The sequence below is a fragment of the Streptomyces sp. NPDC039736 genome (assembly GCF_055596485.1).
This window is the reverse complement of the sequence record NZ_JBVIUQ010000002.1, coordinates 670,682-689,254: the sequence shown is the minus strand read 5'-3', so window position 1 is coordinate 689,254 and position 18,573 is coordinate 670,682. Positions and strand designations below refer to the sequence as shown.

The following is an 18,573-nucleotide window of genomic DNA, read 5'->3' as shown; positions in this document are numbered from 1 at the left end:
ACCGGTACGACGCCCCGGCACAAGACCCAGGAGGCCCGCAACATGTCACTGCCCGCGGAGTTCCACGACATCGCCAAGCGCGTGAACAACTGGGGGCGCTGGGGAGCGGACGACGAGATCGGCACGCTCAACCTCATCACCGACGAGGTGGTCCGGGCCGCCGCGCGGACCGTGCGCACCGGCCGCCGCGTCCCGCTCGCGCTGCCCCTGAAGCAGGACGGCGTGCAGACCGGCATGATCCCGGGGCGGGTCAACCCGCTGCACTCCATGGTGCAGATCAACCAGGAACTCTTCGGCCCCGGCACCGTCGCCACCAGCGACGACGCCGTGACCATGGGCCTCCAGGCGGGCACCCACTGGGACGCCCTCACCCATGTCTCGCACTCGGGGAAGATCTACAACGGCCGTCCCGCCGACACCGTCACCGCGCACACCCGCGCCGCCTTCAGCGGCATCGACAAGGCCCGCCACGTCGTCTCGCGCGGCGTGCTGCTGGACGTGGCCCGCGCCCGGGGCGTCGAACGGCTCACCGGCGACCCGGCGGTGACGCCCGAGGACCTGTCGGCCGCCGAGGAGCTGGCGGGCGTCACGGTCGGTCCCGGCGACATCGTTCTCGTACGGACCGGACAGGTGCAGGTGTACCTGGGGGGCGACAGGCACGGGTACGGACACCCCTCACCGGGGCTCTCGATCCGTACGCCCGAGTGGTTCCACGCGCGGGACGTCGCCGCCGTCGCGAACGACACCCTCACCTTCGAGATCTTCCCGCCGGAGATCGAGAACCTCTGGCTGCCCGTGCACGCGCTCGACCTGGTCGAGATGGGGATGCTCCAGGGGCAGAACTGGAATCTGGAAGAGTTGTCCACAGCCTGTGCACAAGAGGGCCGGTACGCGTTCCTGCTGTCCGCGATGCCGGAGCCGTTCGTCGGCGGCACGGGCACCCCGGTCGCCCCGGTCGCGATCCTGTAGTCCCCGCCGCCCGCAGGAGCCGCACCGCCCGTCCCGCACGGGTCGGCGCAGCGGAAGGCGGCCGTCCACCAGGGGCGACCGCCGCACGTCCCGACCCGCACTCGCCGAGGAGGCCGGTGCTCCGCCTCGACGTCCCCTCGCTCACGAATCGCTCGTCCAAGCGTGATCAGGGCATCCGAGGGCGTCAACAGCACCTCGGTGAAATGTTCGTTACGTACGGTTTGTGACGGCGCACGGCGGCTTGTACGAGGGCTCGAAGGGGGGCTCGTACGGCGCCCCGAAGGCCGACGCGGCCCCCGGCTCGCGGCACACGCCCCGCGCGGCGTCCCGGGCGGTGTCGTACGGCTTCTCCGACAGCCCCTCCCCGAGCCCTTCGCAGCCGGCCGCTTCGGCCCGGTCGGCGCAGGCGCTCTCCGGTGTCCGCACCCGGCGGTCCACCTCGCACCAGATGCGCTTGCCCGCACCCTCGGCCTGCCAGCCCCACCGGTCGGCGAGGCCGTCGACGAGCTCCAGACCGCGCCCGTTCGTGTCGTCGCCCTCCGCGCGCCGGGGCCTGGGGGGGCAGGAGCTGGCGTCCGCGACCTCCACCCGCACGGTGCCGTCCGGCATCGCGGGACCGGAAGCGGGCCCGAAAGCGGAACCGGAAGCCGCCGCCTCGTCGGCGCCGCTCGCCCCGTGGGGGCGGCTTACGCCGTTGACGGCGTGCGGGCCGCCCGCGGCGGCCACGCCTCCCGCGTCACCCGGGCCGTCCGCGCCGCCGGCGCCGTTCGCCGGGGAGCCGGCCTCGTCGGACCCCCCCGGCAGCAGCATCCGCAGCACGGCCGGACAGCCCGTGTGCACCACCGCGTTGGTCACCAGCTCGGAAATGAGCAGCACCAACGTCTCGGCGACCGGCTCGTCGGCCTGTATTCCGCATCCCACGAGCCTGGACCGCGCCCACCTGCGGGCCCGCCCCACTTCCGCGGGGTCGGCCCCGACCTCCAACTGCATCTGAAGCACCTGCACCGCTCACACCATCCGAACCGGCGGACACAACGCCTCGCGTCTCCACAGGGTCACGGAACGTGATTCCCTTGCAGAGCAGCATGGTTGACGTACAGTCACCGCAACAAGCGCTTCAGGCATATTCCAGCGCGAAGGAGTACACGTGCTGCATACTGTGCGACGCACGCTGCGGAGAGTCGAACGTGAGCACTTGTGGCGCCTCCGTCCGACGCGAGGAGCGGTTACGCCGAAGCGCGCCGTCCGGTCCGGGGCCGCCGTACAGGCCGTACCGGGAATCGGGCGCTCCACCACCACTCGCATCTGACGGAGCGTACCCGAGCGACGGCCCGACTCCGGCCCGTGACGACTCCTGCAAAGGACACAACCCGATATCGACACAGGGTGACCCGTTCATGACCTCTTCTGGCAGCGGCCGTTCACCCCGGATCACCCAGCAGAGCGGCCGCCAGTTCTTCCTCCGCCTCCGCCTTCGAAGGTCCGCGTCCGGCCCGCACCCACGCCCGCTTCAGATGGAGGTGCACATCGGACTCCCAGGTGAAGCCCATGCCGCCGCACACCTGGAGGCAGTCCCGCGCGTTGCGCACGGCCGCCTCGTCGGCCAGCAGCTTGGCCGCCGCGCCCTCGACGGCCGCGCCGGTGACCGCTGCCGCGTACACGGCGGTACGGGCGGTCTCGACCCGCACGAACATCTGCGCGCAGAGGTGCTTGACCGCCTGGAAGCCCCCGATCGGCTGCCCGAACTGGACGCGCTCGCACGCGTGTTGGACGGCCAGTTCGAGTGTGCGGGCGGCGGTGCCGACCTGTTCGGCCGCGGTGAGCAGCACGCCTTCGCGGGGGTACGGGTGCGGGGCCGGCCCGGGCAGCCGGTGCAGCGGTGTCAGCGGGTCGACCGAGCGGATCGGGGCAGCGGCCCCGTGCGGGCGCCCGGCGTCCGCGTGCCGGACGACGTCGGCGTCGGCGAGGTGCGCGACCAGCCTGCCGTAGGGGGCGGTGACCACCGCCTTCCCCTCGGCGGCCCCCGCCACCTCCCCCGCCGCGAGGTGGGTGTCCACCAGCGGGCCCGGCAGCAGGGCCCGCCCCGCCTCCTCGAAGAGCAGCACCGCCTCCGGGAGCCCGAGGCCGACGCCGCCCGCCGCCTCGGGCAGCCGCAGGGCGAAGAAGCCCGCGTCGCCGAGGGCCCGCCACAGGCCGCGGTCCACGCCGCCGCCCGCGTCCACGGCCGCGCGCAGGGCGGTGCGGTCGAAGCGCCGGGCGAGGAGCGCCCGCAGACCCTGCCGCAACGCCCTCTGGTCGGGGGTGAGTTGGAAGTCCACGGGAGCGGCTCACCGGCCCTTCGGGAGGCCGAGGACGCGCTCGGCGACGATGTTCCGCTGGATCTGGGAGGTGCCGGCGGCGATCGTGTACGAGAGGGCGGAGAGCCGGTCGACGGTCCAGGTGCGGCCGAGGTCGAACGCGTCGGGCCCCAGGACCTCGGCGGCCGTGTCGTACAGCTCCTGGCGGGCGTGCGAGTAGCGGAGCTTGAAGACCGAGCCGCCGGCCCCGGGGACGCCGCCGGTGCGCTGGGCCTCGCTCACGTTCCACTGGGTGAGCCGCCACAGGGCCAGGAACTCGGCGTTCAGGCGGCCCAGTCGGCGTCGGAGACCGGGGTCGTCCCAGCTCCCGTTGGCGCGGGCCTCGCGCGCGAGTTCCGCGAGGGTGCGCCGGCACGCGACGACCTCGCCCACGAAGGCCGTGCCGCGCTCGAAGGAGAGGGTGACCATGGTGACGCGCCAGCCGTCGTTCTCCGCGCCGACCCGGTTCGCGACCGGCACCCGCACCTCGTCGAGGAACACCTCGGCGAACTCGGCGGACCCGGCGAGCGTGCGCAGCGGGCGGACGGTGATGCCGGGCGCGTCCATCGGCACCGCGAGCCAGGTGATGCCCTTGTGCTTGGGGGTGTCGGGTGTGACGGGCGCGGTGCGGACGAGGAGTTCGCACCAGTCGGCGACCTCGGCGTGCGAGGTCCAGATCTTGGACCCGGTGACCACGTAGTGATCGCCGTCGCGGACCGCCCTCGTACGGAGCGCGGCCAGGTCGGAGCCCGCGTCGGGCTCGCTGAAGCCCTGGCACCAGACCTCGTCGCCGCGCAGGATCGGCGGCAGCCAGCGCTCCCGCTGCTCCGGCGTGCCCTCGGCCGCGATGGTGGGGCCCGCGTGCAGCAGCCCGACGAAGTTCGCGCCGACGTACGGGGCCCCGGCGCGCTCGGTCTCCTCCAGGAAGATCAGGTGCTGGGTGGGGGTGCCCTCGCGCTGGAGGCCGGCGTACCCCGCGTCGTACAGCGTCCGCTGCCAGGCCGTGTCGTACGCGCGCCTGCCCGGCCAGTCCAGCGGATCGGGCCTGGCGGGCAGCCCCGGCAGCACCGTGCCCAGCCAGCTCCGCAGCTCCGCCCGGAACTCCTCCTCCTGCTCCGTGTACGCGAGGTCCATCAGCGCGCCCGCCGGTCCCTGTCCAGGTCGAGTCCGAGCATGCGGATGGCGTTGCCGCGCATCAGCTTGTAGACCGTCTCGTCGTCGAGGCCCTTGACGTGGTCGAGGGCCACCTCCTTGGTGTGCGGGAAGGTCGAGTCGACGTGCGGGTAGTCGGTCTCGAAGGTGGCGTTGTCGCGGCCGACGACGTCGATCGAGGCGACGCCGTGCTTGTCGCGGAAGAAGCAGCAGAAGATCTGCCGGTAGTAGTACGTGGAGGGCGGCTCGGGGATCAGGTCCTTGACCCCGCCCCAGGCGCGGTGCTCCTCCCACACGTCGTCGACGCGCTCCAGGGCGTACGGGATCCAGCCCATCTGGCCCTCGCTGTAGGCGAGTTTGAGCTGCGGGAACTTCACCAGGACCCCGGAGAAGAGGAAGTCCGTCATCGAGGCCATGGCGTTGTTGAAGGAGAGCGCGGCCTGGACGGCGGGCGGGGCGTCGGGGGACGCGGCGGGCATCTGGGAGCTGCTGCCGATGTGCATGTTGACCACCGTCCCGGTCTCCTCGCAGACCGCGAAGAAGGGGTCCCAGTAACCGGAGTGGATGGAGGGGAGCCCGAGGTGGGTGGGGATCTCGGAGAAGGTGACCGCGCGGACCCCGCGGGCCGCGTTGCGGCGGATCTCGGCCACCGCGAGGCCGATGTCCCAGAGCGGGACGATGCACAGCGGGATCAGCCGGCCGCCGCTGTCGCCGCACCACTCCTCGACCATCCAGTCGTTGTACGCGCGCACGCAGGCGAGGGCGACCTCCTTGTCGTGGGCCTCGGCGAAGGTCTGGCCGCAGAAGCGCGGGAAGGTGGGGAAGCACAGGGAGCCCTCGACGTGGTTGAGGTCCATGTCCGCGAGGCGGGCCTTGGGGTCCCAGCAGCCGCGCCGCATCTCCTCGCGGGTGATCCCCTCCAGGGTCATCTCGTCGCGGTCGAAGCCGACGGCGGCGATGTTGCGCTTGTACGGGAACTGCAGGTCCTCGTAGATCCACCAGTCGGTGGGCGGCCCGTCCGGGTCCATCGTGATCCGGTACTTGCCCGCGACGTAGGCGAGCTCCCCGATGCCGGCGGTGAGCGGTTGGGGCCCGCGGTCGCGGTACTTGGCGGGGAGCCAGGTGGAGAAGAGGTGCGGGGGCTCGATCACGTGGTCGTCGACGCTGATGATCCGAGGCAGTTCCATCCGGCGCTCCCCTTCGGGTGTTCGCTGATCTGCTGAACTGGATCTGATGACCCGTCAGAAATCAGGCTAGCCGCCGGACCTCTGGACCGACAAGGCATAGCGCCCTACGCTCACCGTCAATTCTGACTGTCCGTCAGTTACCGGGAGCGTGACGTGACTTCACCCCTGCACACCGCCCGCCCGCTCGACGCTTCCGGCACGTTCTGGGAGCTGGTGGAGCGCCGCGCCCGCCTCACCCCGCACCGCCCGGCGCTCCTCCAGGAGGACCGCTCCCTCACCTTCGGCGAGCTGCGGGAGCGCGCCGAGCGGGCCGCCGCCGGGCTGTACGAGCTGGGGGTGCGGGCCGGCAGCGTGGTGGTCTGGCAACTGCCCACCCGCATCGAGACCGTCCTGCTCTCCCTCGCGCTGGCCCGCCTGGGCGCGGTCCAGTCGCCGGTCATCCCCTTCTACCGGGACCGCGAGGTCGGTTTCGCGCTGCGGGAGTCGAAGGCGGAGTACCTGGTGGTGCCGGGCGAGTGGCGCGGCTTCGACCACGCGTCGATGGCCCGCCGCCTCGCGCGCCGTCTCCCCGGCCCCCTCGTCGTGCTCCGGGCGTACGACGAGCTGCCGGACGGCGACCCGGCCCTCCTGCCGCCCCCGCCCGGCGACGGGACCTCCGTGCGGTGGATCTACTGGACCTCGGGCACCACCTCCGCCCCCCGGGGCGTGCTGCACACCGACCGCTCCCTGCTCGCGGGCGGCTCCTGCCTGGCCCACGCCCTGCGCCCGACCCCGGACGACGTGGGGTCGATCGCCTTCCCGTACGCGCACATCGGCGGTCCGGACTACCTGGTGATGCTGCTCCTCCGCGGCTTCCCGGCCGTCCTCTTCGAACAGTTCGCGATGCCGGACGCTTTGGCCGAATACCGCCGTCACGGGGTGACGGTGGCGGGCGGCTCGACGGCGTTCTACTCGATGTTCCTGACCGAACAGCGCAAGAACCCGGCCACCCCCGTACTGCCGACGCTGCGGCTGCTGGCGGGCGGGGGCGCGCCGAAGCCCCCGGAGCTGTACCACGCGGTGGTGCGGGAGCTGGGGTGCGAACTCACCCACGGGTACGGCATGACGGAGGTCCCCATGATCACGATGGGCTCCCCGGACGACACCCCCGAGAACCTCGCCGCCACCGAGGGCCGCCCCCCGCGGGGCATGTCGATCCGCATCACCGACCCGGCGGGCGAGCCGGTGCCGGCCGGGACCGACGGGGAGGTGCGGCTGCGCGGGGAGGCGGTGTGCCAGGGCTACCTGGGGGCGGCGGCGGACGCCGGGACCTTCGACCAGGACGGCTACCTGCTCACCGGCGACCTCGGGCACCTGACGCCGTCCGGGCACCTGGTCCTCACCGGCCGCCTCAAGGACGTCATCATCCGCAAGGGGGAGAACATCTCGGCCAAGGAGATCGAGGACCTGCTGCACGAGCACCCGGCGGTGGCGGACGCGGCCGTGATCGGCCTGCCGGACGCGGAGCGGGGCGAGCGGGTCTGCGCGGTCCTGGAACTGCGGGACTCCGCCGCCCTCGCCCCCGCGGAGGCGGTCGCGTACCTCCGCGGGACGGGCCTGGCCGGGCACAAGCTCCCGGAGCAGGTGGAGGTGGTCGACGCCCTCCCCCGCAACGAGGCCCTCCGCAAGGTCCTGAAGTACCGCCTGCGCGAGATGTTCGGATAGCGGAGGGCGTCGACGGGGCCGGAGGCGGGGACGGGCCGCGGAGACCGCCCGCCCGGGGACCGGTGTCCACGGGGCCGGCTACTGGGGGTCGGGTCCGTCGACCGTGTAGTACGTCGCGAAGGCGGTCAGGGTCTCCTCCTCGGTGATCCTGCCGTCCCCGTCCGCGTCCAGCGCCGCCGCCACCTGCTCCGCCCGCCGCTCGTCCGCGCCCAGGACCCGCAGCAGCCGGATGGCCGCCCCGACCGTCACGCCGCTGTCCTCCCCCTCCGCCGCCGCGATCTCGATCGCCGCGTGCAGGAAGGGCCGGGCGATCTCGGCGAACCGCTTCGGGTTGTCCCGCAGCCGCTTCACCGCCCCCGTCACGAACTCGTCGCGGCTGACCCGCTGGTCCCCGTCGACGTCGGCGATCCCGGCCATCCCCTGCCAGAACGCCTCGGCCCCGCTGTAGAGGGCCTGGCCCTTGTCGCAACGGGCGGTCGTGCCGAACTCGGCAAGGATGGCGGCCGCCGCGGCACTGAAGTCCTCGCGGTCGATGTAACCGTTGCCGTCCTGGTCGAAGGAGGCGAAACGGGCCGCCGTCTTGCGCTCGTACTCTGCGCTGTCCATGCAGGGGAGGGTACGTCCTTGACGTGCGGAAGAAGCCGTTTCCGCGGGGAAATCATCCACCGGTGGGGCAGTCGGACACCAGGGCGACGGACGGGACGGGCCGTTCACGCGGACAGCGCCCGCGCGGTGTCGTCGACCGCCGTGTCGACATCGGGGAACACCTCGAACAGCCGCCGCACCCCGAGCGCCGCGAGCACCCGGTTCACATGGCTCCCGTCGACCGCTCCCCGCGCCGGGAGGATCAGCCGCAGGCTCCCCCGGCACGAGCGCATGAGCCGCCGCGCGGCGATCAGCACCCCCACCCCGCTGGAGTCGCAGAAGAGCACGTCCGACAGGTCCAGCACCACCCGGTGCCGTCCGTCCGCGACGGCCCGGTGCACGCGCTGCCGCACGGCCGGCGAGGTCACCAGGTCCAGTTCGCCGGAGATGTGCAGCACGGCCCAGCCGCCGTGCTCTGCCTCTGTCACCTTCAGCGTCACGCGTCGGACCTCTCAACTAACCGGAAGTAGTCCTTCCTCATCGCGGCTGCCCTCGCCGCGCTCCCATGAAACACCGGGTGCCTGTGAGCCCCGTGCGCGGGAGGCGCGCGATGACCGGATCATTACCATCCCGAACTGCGTACCAGGCGCACTTGCCACAAAGGTGCGTGCACCGCCCGGTCTCGCACTACATTCGAAAGAGCAGCCGCTGCGGGGCGCGGCGGCACGGGGCCGGGGTTGGGGGGAAGGGATGCCGAAGGACGCACCGCCGCGCTGGGACCGCAGGATGCAGCAGCGGCTGGCGCGGGGCGAGGCGGCGGCGCTGGGCGAGCTGTACGACAGGTTCGCCTCCCTGGTGCACGGCCTGGCGCACCGGGTGCTGGACGACGAGGACGCCGCCGACCAGGTCACCCGGGAGGTCTTCGGCCACGTCTGGGAGAACCCGCAGTCCTTCGACCCCAAGGACGGCTCCATGCGGGCCTGGATGGCGCGCCTGACGCACCGGCGCGCCGTGCACCGGCTGCGGCAGGCGGAGGCGGCCGCCCTGGCGGACGGCGAGGGCACCGCGGAGGAGCTGGAGCTGAAGGTGTGCCGGGCGGCGGCGGCAGCCCGCGCGGACTACATCGTGACGTCCATGCCCGCTCCCCTGCGGGAGGCCCTGGAGCTGGCGTACTTCCAGCGGCACGACTACCGGCAGACCGCGTCCCGCCTGAGTATCACCGAGGACGAGGCCCGCCGCAGGCTCCGGCTGGGGCTGCAGCTGCTGTCGACGGCGCACACCGTCCCCGGCTCCGGCCCGGGCTCCGGCCTGGACACCGCCCCCGGTGCTCCCGGCTTCGGGAGCGCGCTGTGAGCGAGGAGCACGGGGGCCACCGGGAGCGGACGGCCGGCGGTCTGTCGCACCGGGTGCTCAAGTCGCTGCTCGGGGCCTGGGCGCTGGCCGCCTGTTCCGCCGAGGAGACGCTCGCCGTGGAGGAGCACCTCACCGCGTGCGCCCCGTGCGCGGAGGAGGCCCTGCGGCTGCGGGACGCGGTGGGCCTGCTCCAGGCCGAACGCGGCCTCGACCTGGACCCGACGCTGCGCTCCCGGGTGCTGGCCGCCTGCCTGGGCCGCCGTCCGGCCCGCATCCCGGTGCCGGCCTGGGCCCGGCCGTACGACACGGAGACGGCCCGGCTGGACGCCCTGCTCGCCGACATCGACCCCGGCGAGTGGCACGCGCCCGTGCAGCTGCGCTGGTTCGAGCAGGACCGTCCGGTACGGCGCAAGGCGACGGTGGCCGCGGTCATCGGGCATCTGATGACCGTCGACGGCCTGGTGGCCGACGCGCTGGGCCTGGCCGACCCGGCCGCGTCCGACGGCCCCGGCGACCCCACCGGCCGCACCGAGGCGTACTGGCGGGGCTCCCGGCAGCCGCCCACCCGCGCGGTGCGCGTCCCCTGGCGCGAGCAGAGCCACACGCTGGTGCGCACGGTGTCCTTCGCCGGACGCGGCTCCGCCGAGCTGGCGGTGTCCTACGGAGCCTTCTCGCTGCCGCTCAAGGACGCGCTGCTGGAGCGGGCCTTCGAGTGCTGGGTGCACGCGGAGGACATCGCCCAGGCCGTGGACTACCCGTACGAACCCCCGTCGGGGGCGCATCTGCACGCGCTGGTCGACCTGGCGGCCCGGCTGCTCCCCGGCACGCTGGCCGCCCGCCGCCGGACCGGTCTCGCGCCTCCCGCGCGGGAACTGGTCGCGGCGGGCGCCCCGGGACGCACGCTGCACCTGGAGGTGGAGGGCGCGGGCGGCGGGCACTGGTACATCCCGCTGGACTCCCCCGCGGCCGCCGCCGTCCCGGACCACGAAGTGGCGCACATCGCCCTGGACGGCGTCGAGTTCTGCCGGCTCGCGGCCGGGCACGTGCCGCCGCACGAGGCGGCGGCGGGCCAGGACGGCGACAAGGCGGCGGTGCGGGACGTGCTGTTCGCGGCGGCCTCGCTGTCCCGGCTGTGACGGCGCACTCGGGCAAGGGGCGGCAGAGGCGTCGGGAGCGTCAGGCGAACACGACCGTGCGGTGCCCGTTGAGCAGCACCCGGTGCTCGCTGTGCCACTTCACCGCGCGCGCCAGCGCCTGGCACTCCACGTCGCGGCCGACCGCCACCAGTTGCTCCGGGGTGACCTCGTGGCCGACCCGCTCGACCTCCTGCTCGATGATCGGGCCCTCGTCGAGGTCGGCCGTCACGTAGTGGGCGGTCGCGCCGATCAGCTTCACTCCGCGCGCGTGCGCCTGGTGGTAGGGCTTGGCGCCCTTGAAGCTCGGCAGGAAGGAGTGGTGGATGTTGATGATCCGGCCGCTGAGCTGCTTGCACAGGTGGTCGGAGAGCACCTGCATGTAGCGGGCGAGGACGACCAGCTCGACGTTCTCGGCGTCCACCAGGTCGAGGAGCCGCTGCTCGGCCGCGGCCTTGGTGTCCTTCGTCACGGGGATGTGGTGGAAGGGGATGCCGTACGAGCCGACCAGCTCGCGGAAGTCCGGGTGGTTGGAGACGACGGCGGCGATCTCCACCGGCAGGGCGCCGATCCGCGACCGGAACAGCAGGTCGTTCAGGCAGTGACCGAACCTGCTGACCATCAGCACGATCCGCATCCGGTCCTCGGCCCGGTGGATCTGCCAGTCCATCCGGAAGGAGTCCCCGACGGCCGCGAAACTAGCCCGCAGCTTGTCCACCGACACCGGGGCCCCGGCGGAGAAGGCGACCCGCATGAAGAACAGACCCGTGTCGTGGTCGCCGAACTGCCTGCTGTCCTCGATGTTGCAGCCGGTCATGAAGAGGTAGCTGGACACGGCGTGCACGATGCCCTGCTTGTCCGGGCAGGACAGGGTGAGGACGTAGTGGTCGGTTTCGGACTGTTCGGCAGGCTTGGGGTCGCTCATGACCCCAGAGGATCGCACACCGGGCTGCTTCAGGCCGACCTGGTCAGAATGCGGATGACCTCCAGCGAGCGGGGAGCCGCGTCCGGGTCGTCGCCGTCGCTCTGCGCCATGCGCACGTGCGCCTCGCGGGCGGCGCGCACGGCCTCGGGCCAGCCGGGGTCGGCCAGGTACGCCGAGACGGGGGCGTCCGCGCCGACCTGGTGCATGATCCGCAGGACCCGGAGCACGGCCACGTCCACGAGGGCCGCCTCGTCCGGGTCCCGGAATATGGACCCGACGTACTTCTCGGCGGACCAGTTGTCGAGCCAGGTGTCCTCGACGAGCCGGTAGACGGCGTCGGTGATGTCCCCGTACCCGTCCACCCCGGCGAGCCAGCACTCCTGGTGGAAGACGGGGTCGGAGAGCATGTGCAGCGCAGAACGCACCTGAGTGCGCCAGCGCCACCACGGCATGTCATTCAGCGGCATGCCGCCCATGGTGGTGGAGCGACGGCCGCGACGGGAAGGGTTCGCTGAACTTTGCACGGTCGTCGATCGTACGGGCATACGAATCCGGAGCGGACGAAGGTCCCGCGCGGGGCTCGGACGGAGGCCCCGCGCGGGGCACGGGTCACAGCTCGTTCGCCTGGTGCTCGGTGAGGCCGTACTTCCCGGCGATCGCGTTCCAGGGGTTCACCGCCTGCTGCTTCTGCTGCGAGGCCTTTCCGCTCTCGCGGTCGCCCGCGCGCCGCTCCTGGGTCGCCTTCGCCCGGCCGCCGCGGCACAGGCGGTCCTTGTCGCCCGCCACCTTGTCCGCCCACGCCGCGTAGTGGTCGTCGGCGGCGGCCGAGGCCTCCCACGCGCCGTTGAGCGCGGCGGTGAGCGCCTCGTGCCCCTCCAGCTTGTCGACCTTCAGGACCTTCAGCCGGGTGACCAGACCGCGCCGCTGGGTGGCGGCGGCCCGCAGGTCGGTGGCGGCCTTGGCCAGGTCGCCGCACTGGCCGATGGCGGCCACCGCGTCGATCACCGAGGCGCGGCTGTCGTTGCTGTCGGCGAGCAGCTTGTCCAGCGCCTGCGCCTGGCCCTTCGCGCCGTCGGCGACCTTCTCGGCGGCGGTCTCCCGGTTGGGCAGTTCGGCGCCGGCCGCGGTGTTCGTGGCGTCGGCGCCCTCGCCGGTGCCGTCGCCGCCGAAGCTCGCCAGCGCGCCGATGCCGAGGCCGATCACCGAGCAGCCGACCACCACGGCGGCGATCATCGGCACCGGCGAGATCCTGCGCCGCCGCGGCTCGGGGCCGCCCTGCCGCGCGGCGGGCTGCTGGAACTGCTGGTAGCGCGCCTCCTCCTGCTCGGCCTCCTGCTGCCGGGGCGGCAGGAAACGCGGCATCTGCTGCGTGGAGCCGGCCGCCTCGCCCTGCCCGCCGCCGGCCGGCGCCTGGGTGCGGAAGAGGCTGTCGAACTCGGCGGGCGGCTGCCGCTCCCCGGGCACGCCGGGCAGCACGGGCCCCCCGTGCGTGCCGTGCTGCGCCTGCTGGTGCTGTGCCTGCTGATGCTGCGTCTGCTGGTGCTGCGGTGCCTGCTGGTGCTGCGGTACGCCGTCGGGCCTGGGCGCGTACGGGGCGTCCGCCGGGACCGGCGGGAGGTACTGGGTGGCGTCCGCGTCCGAGCCCACGGGCGGCTGGAGCGCCTGCTGACCCAGGAACGCGGTGCCGTCGAGCTGCCCGGCCTGCTGCGTCCCGGCCTGCTGGGCCTGCTGGGCCTGCGTCCCGGGCTGCCCGGCGGGGGCCTCCGGCGGCAGCGCGCCGGGCCCGGACGGCACGGGCGGCATGAACTGCGTCGGCTCGCCGTCACTGCCCGGCGCGACGGGCTCCGCCGGCACCGCGGGCATGTACTGGGTGGGCCCGGCGTCGGCGTCGGGCGCGGCGGGCGCGCCCCACACGGCCTGCTGCGGCTGCTCCGGGGGCAGCCCCTGCGGCGCGCCCGGCCCCCACGGCGGGCCCCAGCTCTGCCCGTGCGGCGGCATCGGGCCCGGCGCCTGCGGCGGCTGCCACTGCTGCTGTGCCGGGGGCAGCACTACGCCCTCGTGTGCGGGGCGCACAGCGGGATGCTGCGGCTCATCACCCTGCTCGCTTCGCGTCAACGGGGGCTCCTGCCATCGGTTCTGAACGGCCTCGCCGCGCGGGCGAGGGACGGAATCACCGCTTCACGCTACCGGGTGAATCCTCCCTCGGGCCACGCACCCACGATCCGCGCAGGCCAGGGCCGTACCCCCGCCTCCTCCCCGTAACGGACGGAGGGAAGTTGACGCTGTTCAAGCACCGCGTTGACGAGCCTCGCCCCCGGCGGGACGCTCCCCCCTCACGCCGCCTGGACCTCCATCCGGGCCCCGAACTCCCGCACCGCGGGCTCGTCGCGGTACGGCGCGAGCCGCTGCTGGAGGTCCTCCAGGTACTCCGCGCCCCGGTTCGAGCGCAGGGTGCTCAACAGTTCCACCGCCCGCGTACCGGTCTGGCAGGCCTCCTCCACCTCGCGCTGCTGCACCTGCGCCGAGGCGAGCAGCACCAGCCCGATGGCCCGCCTGCGCACCCTGCTGTCGGGGTGCCCGGCGAGGCTCTCGCGGGCCCGGCGCGCGGCCGCGTCCGCCTGCCCCAGGTCGCGGTGGCAGTGCGCCAACTCGTCGGCCAGGTACGCCTGGTCGAAGTGGGTGATCCAGACCGGGTCGTCGCCCGTGTCGCCCGCGTCGTGCGCCTTGTCCATCGCGTTCTGCGCCTTCGCCGACACCACCGCGCAGGTGCGTTCGTCGCCGAGCAGGGCGTGCCCGCGCGCCTCCGCCGCGTAGAACATTGCCTCCGCGCGCGGTGTCACCCTCCCCCGCGCCCCCTCCTGCGCCGCCCGCGCCAACTGGGCGATCTCGCGCGGGTTCCCGAGCTGCGCGGCCAGGTGGCTCATGGACGCGGCCAGGACGTATCCGCCGTAGCCGCGGTCCCCGGCCGCCTGCGCGAGCCGCAGCGCCTGGATGTAGTACCGCTGCGCCAGCCCCGGCTGCCCGGTGTCGACGGCCATGTATCCGGCCAGCTCCGTCAACCGGGCGACGGCGGCGAAGAGTTCACGCCCCACCGATTCGCGGTAGGAGCCCGACAGCAGCCCGGAGACGACGCTGTTGAGGTAGTGCACGACGATCGGGCGCACATGCCCGGCGCCGAACCGGTGGTCGAGCGTCTGGAGCGCCTCCGTCGTCGCCCGCACCGCCGCCACGTCGCCGGGTCCCACCCGCGAGCCCGCCGTGCGCGCCACCTGGTGGTCGGCGCCCGTGATCAGCCAGTCGCGGCTCGGCTCCACCAGCGCCGACGACGCCACCGAGGAACCCGACAGGAAGTCCCGCCGCCCCACGTCGCTGCGCCACAGCTCGCAGACCTGCTCGATGGCGCCCAGCACGGTTGGCGAGAACTGGAGCCCGATGCCGGACGCCAGGTTCTTGCCGTTCGCCATGCCGATCTCGTCGATGGTGACGGTGCGCCCCAGCTTGCGGCCGAGCGCCTCGGCGATGATGCCCGGGGCCCGCCCCCTGGGCTGCTGGCCGCGCAGCCACCGGGCCACCGACGTCTTGTCGTAACGGAGATCGAGCCCGTGCTCCGCGCCGCACATGTTGACCCTGCGGGCGAGTCCGGCGTTGGAGCATCCGGCTTCCTGGATGAGCGCCTGGAGCCGTTCGTTCGGCTGTCGGGCGACGAGCGGCCTGGCTGCCATGTGTACCCCCTGGTGCGGGCGCGGATGAAGTCCTCGTGAATTCCGTGGAATTCGTACGCGGACATCACTGCCCGGTGGATATGCAAAGAATGCAGGTCATACGCGGAGATGGCGGAGATGAGTGCGATGTCGGAAGGCACAGGCGTTTTCCGGTACCTCCCGGCCCCCCTCCTGTGGTTGCCCGCTCACCGCACGCCGCCCACCTGCGCGCCCCCGCCCGTGCACCGATGCGCCCCACATGCAGGATCGATGCGTCGGCGCCCGCTCGCGCGCGCCCGTAACCGGAGTTGGTGCGGGCAGTTGAGCTGTGCGTGGAAGAGACCATCGGAGTCACGGACGTCACGGACGCAGCCCAGATCCCCCAGCAGCGCGGTGATCAACTGCTCGACAGCGCCGTGCGGTACGCGGAAGAACGGCACTGGGACGTGGTCCCCGGGACCTGGCTGGAGGCCGAGGCGGGGGTGGAGCGCTGTTCGTGCGGCGACATGACCTGCGCCGCCCCCGGCGCGCACCCGGAGAAGAAGGACTGGGCGACGCTGGCGACCGGCAGTGCGGTGGCCGCGCGCCGCATGTGGCAGAAGAACCCGAAGGCCTCGATCCTGCTGCCGACCGGACGCACCTTCGACGCCGTCGACGTGCCCGAGACGGCCGGCTTCCTGGCCCTCGCCCGCATGGAGCGCATGGAGCTCACCCTCGGTCCGGTCACCAGCACCCCCGACCGGCGGCTGCTGTTCTTCGTGCTGCCGGGCGCGGGCGCCAAGATCCCGGACCTGGTGCGCAAGTTGGGCTGGGTGCCGAGCACCCTGGACCTGGTAGCGCGCGGCGAGGGCGACTTCGTGGCGGCCCCGCCGACCCGGATGGGCGCGATGGGCGCCGTGCAGTGGGCGCGCCGCCCCACTCCCGCCAACCGGTGGCTGCCGGACGCGGAGGAGCTGATCAGCCCGCTCGCGTACGCCTGCGGGCGGGAAGCGGCTGCTGCGCGGGGGCGCGTTCGAACATAAGGTGGGCCCGTATTCCACGGGGACCACGAAAGGCTGACGACATGCCTGACCAGGCATTCGAAGCGGCGGGCGGAGCGCATGCGGCGCCGCCCGCCGCCGTACGCGTCCAGGGATTGTGGAAGCGGTTCGGCGAGCAGACCGCTGTGGCCGGAATCGATCTGGAGCTGCCGGCCGGGAAGTTCATCGGGCTGGTCGGTCCGAACGGGGCGGGCAAGACCACCACCCTGTCCATGGTGACGGGGCTGCTGCGCCCGGACCGGGGCACGGTGCACATCGGCGGCCACGACGTGTGGGCGGACCCGGTGCGGGTCAAGTCGCGGATCGGCGTGCTGCCGGAGGGGCTCCGGCTCTTCGAGCGGCTGTCGGGGCGGGAACTCCTGGCCTACAGCGGGCGGTTGCGGGGGCTGCCCGGCGAGGAGGTCGACAAGCGCGCCACCCAGCTCCTGGACGTACTGGACCTGGCGGGCGCGCAGCACAAGCTGGTGGTCGACTACTCAACCGGCATGCGCAAGAAGATCGGGCTCGCGGCCGCCCTCCTGCACAACCCGGAAGTGCTCTTCCTGGACGAGCCCTTCGAAGGCGTGGACCCGGTGTCCGCGCAGACCATCCGCGGCGTGCTGGAGCGGTACACCGCGTCCGGCGCCACCGTCGTCTTCTCCAGCCACGTGATGGAACTGGTGGAGTCGCTGTGCGACTGGGTGGCCGTGATGGCCGCCGGGCAGATCCGCGCGCAGGGCACCCTCGCGCAGGTGCGCGGCGACGCGCCGACGCTCCAGAACGCGTTCCTGGAGCTGGTCGGGGCGCAGGGGCGCGACGCGGGGGACAGCCTGGACTGGCTCGGCGGCGGGGCGCCGCGATGAGCGCCGTCGCGGGCCGCACGCCCGGCGACGCGTCCGCCGGGGCCGTTTCGACGGGGCTGACCCCGGTGTTCGTACGGCTGAAGCTCGCGCTGCTGAAGAACGGGCTGCGGCAGTCCTCCGGGCGCACGGCGGCGTTCGCCACGAGCTGCGTGCTGGTGCTGCTCTTCTCGGCACTGCTGGTGCTGGGGCTGCTCGCGCTGCGGGGCACGCAGTACGCGCCGACGGTGACGGTGCTGCTGGCGCTGGTGTTCGCCGTCGCGTGGGCGTTCATGCCGCTGTTCTTCCCCAGCGGCGACGAGACGCTCGACCCCTCGCGGCTGGTGATGCTGCCGCTGGAGCCGCGGCCGCTGGTGCGGGCGCTGCTGGCGGCGTCGCTGGTGGGCATCGGACCGCTGTTCACGGTGTGCCTGGCGGTCGGCTCGGTGATCGCCGTCGCGCGGGGCCTCCTCGCGGCGCTGACGGCGGTCGTGGCGGCCGGGCTGCTGGTGCTCACCTGTGTGGCGCTGGCGCGCGCGGTGGCGACGGCGAACGTACGGCTGCTGACCAGCCGGCGCGGGCGGGACCTGGCCGTGCTGAGCGGTCTGGTCGTCGCGGTCGGCGTCCAGGTGGTGAACTTCGGCTGGCAGCGGCTGGCGGTCACCGGCGGCATGCCGGTGCTGGAGCCGGTCGCGGACGTGGTGCGGTGGGTGCCGCCCGCCTCCGCGGTCGGTGCGGTGCACTCCGTGAGCGAGGGCGCGTACGGGCGTGGCGCGGTGCAACTGCTGCTCACCGCGGTGCTGCTGGCAGCGCTGCTGTGGTCGTGGGAGCGCGGGCTGGTGAAGCTGATGACCTCGCCGGACGGCTCGACCGTCCAGGCGGCGCCGGGGTCCTCGGGGGGCTCGCGCAAGGAGTCCACGGCGGGGCCGCTGGCCCGGCTGCTGCCGGACGGGCGCACGGCGGCCACCGCGCAGCGGGTGCTGCGTTACGTCTGGCGCGACCCGAAGACCAAGGGCGCGTGGATCACCTCGCTGGCGATCGGGCTCATCGTCCCGGTGTTCAACGCCCTCCAGGGCACCGGGTCGCCGTACTGGGCGTGCTTCGCGGCGGGGATGCTCGGGATGCAGACCTTCAACCAGTTCGGCACCGACACCTCGGCGTTCTGGATGGTGGCGACGACGATCTCCTCCGTGCGGGACGCCTACGAGGAGCTGCGGGCGCGGCTGCTGGCGCTGCTGGTCATCACGGTGCCGTACACGCTGCTGGTGACGGGCCTCACGACGGCGCTGGCGGACGGCTGGGCGATCTTCCCCGAGGTGCTGGGGCTGTCCTTCGCCCTGCTGGGCGCGCTGCTCGCGGCGGGCCTGGTGGCCTCGGCCCGGTTCCCGTACTCGATCCCGCAGGACAGCTCGTACAAGAACGTGGCCCCCGGGCAGGGGTCGCTGGCCTGGATGTCGCTGGTGGTGGGGCTCGTGGTGTCGGCGGTGGTGTGCGGCCCGCTGATCGCGCTGACGGTGTGGCTGCACGTCGCCGGGACCGCCACGTGGTTCCTGCTGCCGCTGGGGGTGGCGTACGGGGCCCTGGTCACCTGGGGCGGGCTGCGGGTCGCCGCGCCCCGGACCGCCGCCCGGCTGCCGGAGATCCTGGCGGCGGTGAGCAAGGGGTAGCCG

Annotated in this window: 17 protein-coding genes; 7 read left to right on the top strand and 10 right to left on the bottom strand. The window is 73.3% G+C overall.

Translation table 11 applies throughout. From position 1 onward, the window contains the following. Positions 1–42 precede the first annotated feature (42 nt). On the top strand, positions 43–969 hold the full coding sequence (locus ACZ56L_RS08160; RefSeq protein WP_345221803.1) for a cyclase family protein: 927 nt from the start codon (positions 43–45) through the stop codon (positions 967–969). Positions 970–1,179: 210 nt separating this feature from the next. Here ACZ56L_RS08160 and ACZ56L_RS08155 read toward each other — a convergent pair whose 3' ends face one another. From ACZ56L_RS08155 to ACZ56L_RS08140, 4 genes are all read right to left on the bottom strand, one after another. Beyond that, entirely contained in the window at positions 1,180–1,959 is a 780-nt protein-coding gene (locus tag ACZ56L_RS08155) for an ATP-binding protein (RefSeq protein WP_471062822.1), read from the bottom strand. Positions 1,960–2,390: 431 nt separating this feature from the next. Further along, positions 2,391–3,287 (bottom strand): acyl-CoA dehydrogenase family protein, encoded by an 897-nt coding sequence (locus ACZ56L_RS08150; protein ID WP_471062547.1) that lies wholly within the window; start codon positions 3,285–3,287, stop codon positions 2,391–2,393. A gap of 9 nt (positions 3,288–3,296) precedes the next feature. Then, the gene (locus ACZ56L_RS08145) at positions 3,297–4,439 is read right to left on the bottom strand and encodes an acyl-CoA dehydrogenase family protein (RefSeq protein WP_345221795.1); all 1,143 of its coding nucleotides are present in this window, start codon (positions 4,437–4,439) and stop codon (positions 3,297–3,299) included. Beyond that, positions 4,439–5,644: an amidohydrolase family protein gene (locus ACZ56L_RS08140; RefSeq protein WP_345221792.1), complete on the bottom strand. Its 1,206-nt coding sequence runs from the start codon at positions 5,642–5,644 to the stop codon at positions 4,439–4,441. Before ACZ56L_RS08140 ends, ACZ56L_RS08145 begins: the two co-directional genes overlap by 1 nt. A gap of 153 nt (positions 5,645–5,797) precedes the next feature. Between ACZ56L_RS08140 and ACZ56L_RS08135 the strand changes: the two genes are divergently transcribed. Then, a complete protein-coding gene (locus tag ACZ56L_RS08135) occupies positions 5,798–7,348 on the top strand; it encodes a class I adenylate-forming enzyme family protein (RefSeq protein ID WP_468686842.1) in 1,551 nt (516 codons plus the stop codon). A gap of 78 nt (positions 7,349–7,426) precedes the next feature. On the opposite strand, the gene ACZ56L_RS08130 is transcribed toward ACZ56L_RS08135, so the two are convergent. Together ACZ56L_RS08130 and ACZ56L_RS08125 are read right to left on the bottom strand one after the other, a co-directional pair. Further along, positions 7,427–7,954, bottom strand: a complete 528-nt coding sequence (locus ACZ56L_RS08130; protein ID WP_345221788.1) for an EF-hand domain-containing protein — start codon at positions 7,952–7,954, stop codon at positions 7,427–7,429. Between the two features lie 104 nt (positions 7,955–8,058). Continuing rightward, entirely contained in the window at positions 8,059–8,433 is a 375-nt protein-coding gene (locus tag ACZ56L_RS08125) for an STAS domain-containing protein (RefSeq protein ID WP_471062544.1), read from the bottom strand. A 250-nt stretch (positions 8,434–8,683) separates the two neighbouring features. Between ACZ56L_RS08125 and ACZ56L_RS08120 the strand changes: the two genes are divergently transcribed. Together ACZ56L_RS08120 and ACZ56L_RS08115 are read left to right on the top strand one after the other, a co-directional pair. Further along, the gene (locus ACZ56L_RS08120) at positions 8,684–9,286 is read left to right on the top strand and encodes a sigma-70 family RNA polymerase sigma factor (protein WP_345221784.1); all 603 of its coding nucleotides are present in this window, start codon (positions 8,684–8,686) and stop codon (positions 9,284–9,286) included. Beyond that, entirely contained in the window at positions 9,283–10,422 is a 1,140-nt protein-coding gene (locus tag ACZ56L_RS08115; protein ID WP_471062542.1) for a zf-HC2 domain-containing protein, read from the top strand. Before ACZ56L_RS08120 ends, ACZ56L_RS08115 begins: the two co-directional genes overlap by 4 nt. 40 nt (positions 10,423–10,462) lie before the next feature. Here the strand turns inward: ACZ56L_RS08115 and purU are convergent, their stop codons facing one another. The 4 genes from purU to ACZ56L_RS08095 all read right to left on the bottom strand — a co-directional run bounded on the left by purU (position 10,463) and on the right by ACZ56L_RS08095 (position 15,066). After that, positions 10,463–11,344 (bottom strand): formyltetrahydrofolate deformylase, encoded by an 882-nt coding sequence (gene purU / locus ACZ56L_RS08110; RefSeq protein WP_345221779.1) that lies wholly within the window; start codon positions 11,342–11,344, stop codon positions 10,463–10,465. Between the two features lie 29 nt (positions 11,345–11,373). After that, positions 11,374–11,889, bottom strand: a complete 516-nt coding sequence (locus ACZ56L_RS08105) for an SCO4402 family protein (protein ID WP_345221777.1) — start codon at positions 11,887–11,889, stop codon at positions 11,374–11,376. A gap of 64 nt (positions 11,890–11,953) precedes the next feature. Next, positions 11,954–13,417, bottom strand: coding sequence for a hypothetical protein (locus ACZ56L_RS08100; RefSeq protein ID WP_471062540.1), 1,464 nt, complete (start codon positions 13,415–13,417; stop codon positions 11,954–11,956). Positions 13,418–13,677: 260 nt separating this feature from the next. Next, positions 13,678–15,066, bottom strand: coding sequence for a transcriptional regulator (locus ACZ56L_RS08095; RefSeq protein WP_471062538.1), 1,389 nt, complete (start codon positions 15,064–15,066; stop codon positions 13,678–13,680). 311 nt (positions 15,067–15,377) lie between these two features. Here ACZ56L_RS08095 and ACZ56L_RS08090 point away from each other — a divergent pair, with 311 nt between their 5' ends. From ACZ56L_RS08090 to ACZ56L_RS08080, 3 genes are read left to right on the top strand one after another with little or no spacing between them, the layout of a single operon-like run. Next, on the top strand, positions 15,378–16,067 hold the full coding sequence (locus ACZ56L_RS08090; protein WP_471062536.1) for a bifunctional DNA primase/polymerase: 690 nt from the start codon (positions 15,378–15,380) through the stop codon (positions 16,065–16,067). A 41-nt stretch (positions 16,068–16,108) separates the two neighbouring features. Then, positions 16,109–16,927 carry an ABC transporter ATP-binding protein gene (locus tag ACZ56L_RS08085; RefSeq protein WP_345221769.1) on the top strand — a complete coding sequence of 273 codons (819 nt, stop codon included), beginning with the start codon at positions 16,109–16,111 and terminating at the stop codon, positions 16,925–16,927. Beyond that, positions 16,924–18,570: a transporter gene (locus ACZ56L_RS08080; RefSeq protein ID WP_471062533.1), complete on the top strand. Its 1,647-nt coding sequence runs from the start codon at positions 16,924–16,926 to the stop codon at positions 18,568–18,570. Before ACZ56L_RS08085 ends, ACZ56L_RS08080 begins: the two co-directional genes overlap by 4 nt. The last annotated feature ends 3 nt before the right edge of the window (positions 18,571–18,573 follow it).

Excerpts from the sequence above, each read along its gene's own strand:
- ACZ56L_RS08155 (WP_471062822.1), bottom strand. The coding sequence starts at position 1,959 with ATGCAGTTGGAGGTCGGGGCCGACCCCGCGGAAGTGGGGCGGGCCCGC.
- ACZ56L_RS08085 (WP_345221769.1), top strand. The coding sequence starts at position 16,109 with ATGCCTGACCAGGCATTCGAAGCGGCGGGCGGAGCGCATGCGGCGCCG.
- ACZ56L_RS08145 (WP_345221795.1), bottom strand. The coding sequence starts at position 4,439 with ATGGACCTCGCGTACACGGAGCAGGAGGAGGAGTTCCGGGCGGAGCTG.
- ACZ56L_RS08160 (WP_345221803.1), top strand. The coding sequence starts at position 43 with ATGTCACTGCCCGCGGAGTTCCACGACATCGCCAAGCGCGTGAACAAC.
- purU (WP_345221779.1), bottom strand. The coding sequence starts at position 11,344 with ATGAGCGACCCCAAGCCTGCCGAACAGTCCGAAACCGACCACTACGTC.
- ACZ56L_RS08095 (WP_471062538.1), bottom strand. The coding sequence starts at position 15,066 with ATGGCAGCCAGGCCGCTCGTCGCCCGACAGCCGAACGAACGGCTCCAG.
- ACZ56L_RS08080 (WP_471062533.1), top strand. The coding sequence starts at position 16,924 with ATGAGCGCCGTCGCGGGCCGCACGCCCGGCGACGCGTCCGCCGGGGCC.
- ACZ56L_RS08130 (WP_345221788.1), bottom strand. The coding sequence starts at position 7,954 with ATGGACAGCGCAGAGTACGAGCGCAAGACGGCGGCCCGTTTCGCCTCC.
- ACZ56L_RS08140 (WP_345221792.1), bottom strand. The coding sequence starts at position 5,644 with ATGGAACTGCCTCGGATCATCAGCGTCGACGACCACGTGATCGAGCCC.
- ACZ56L_RS08120 (WP_345221784.1), top strand. The coding sequence starts at position 8,684 with ATGCCGAAGGACGCACCGCCGCGCTGGGACCGCAGGATGCAGCAGCGG.
- ACZ56L_RS08105 (WP_345221777.1), bottom strand. The coding sequence starts at position 11,889 with ATGCCCGTACGATCGACGACCGTGCAAAGTTCAGCGAACCCTTCCCGT.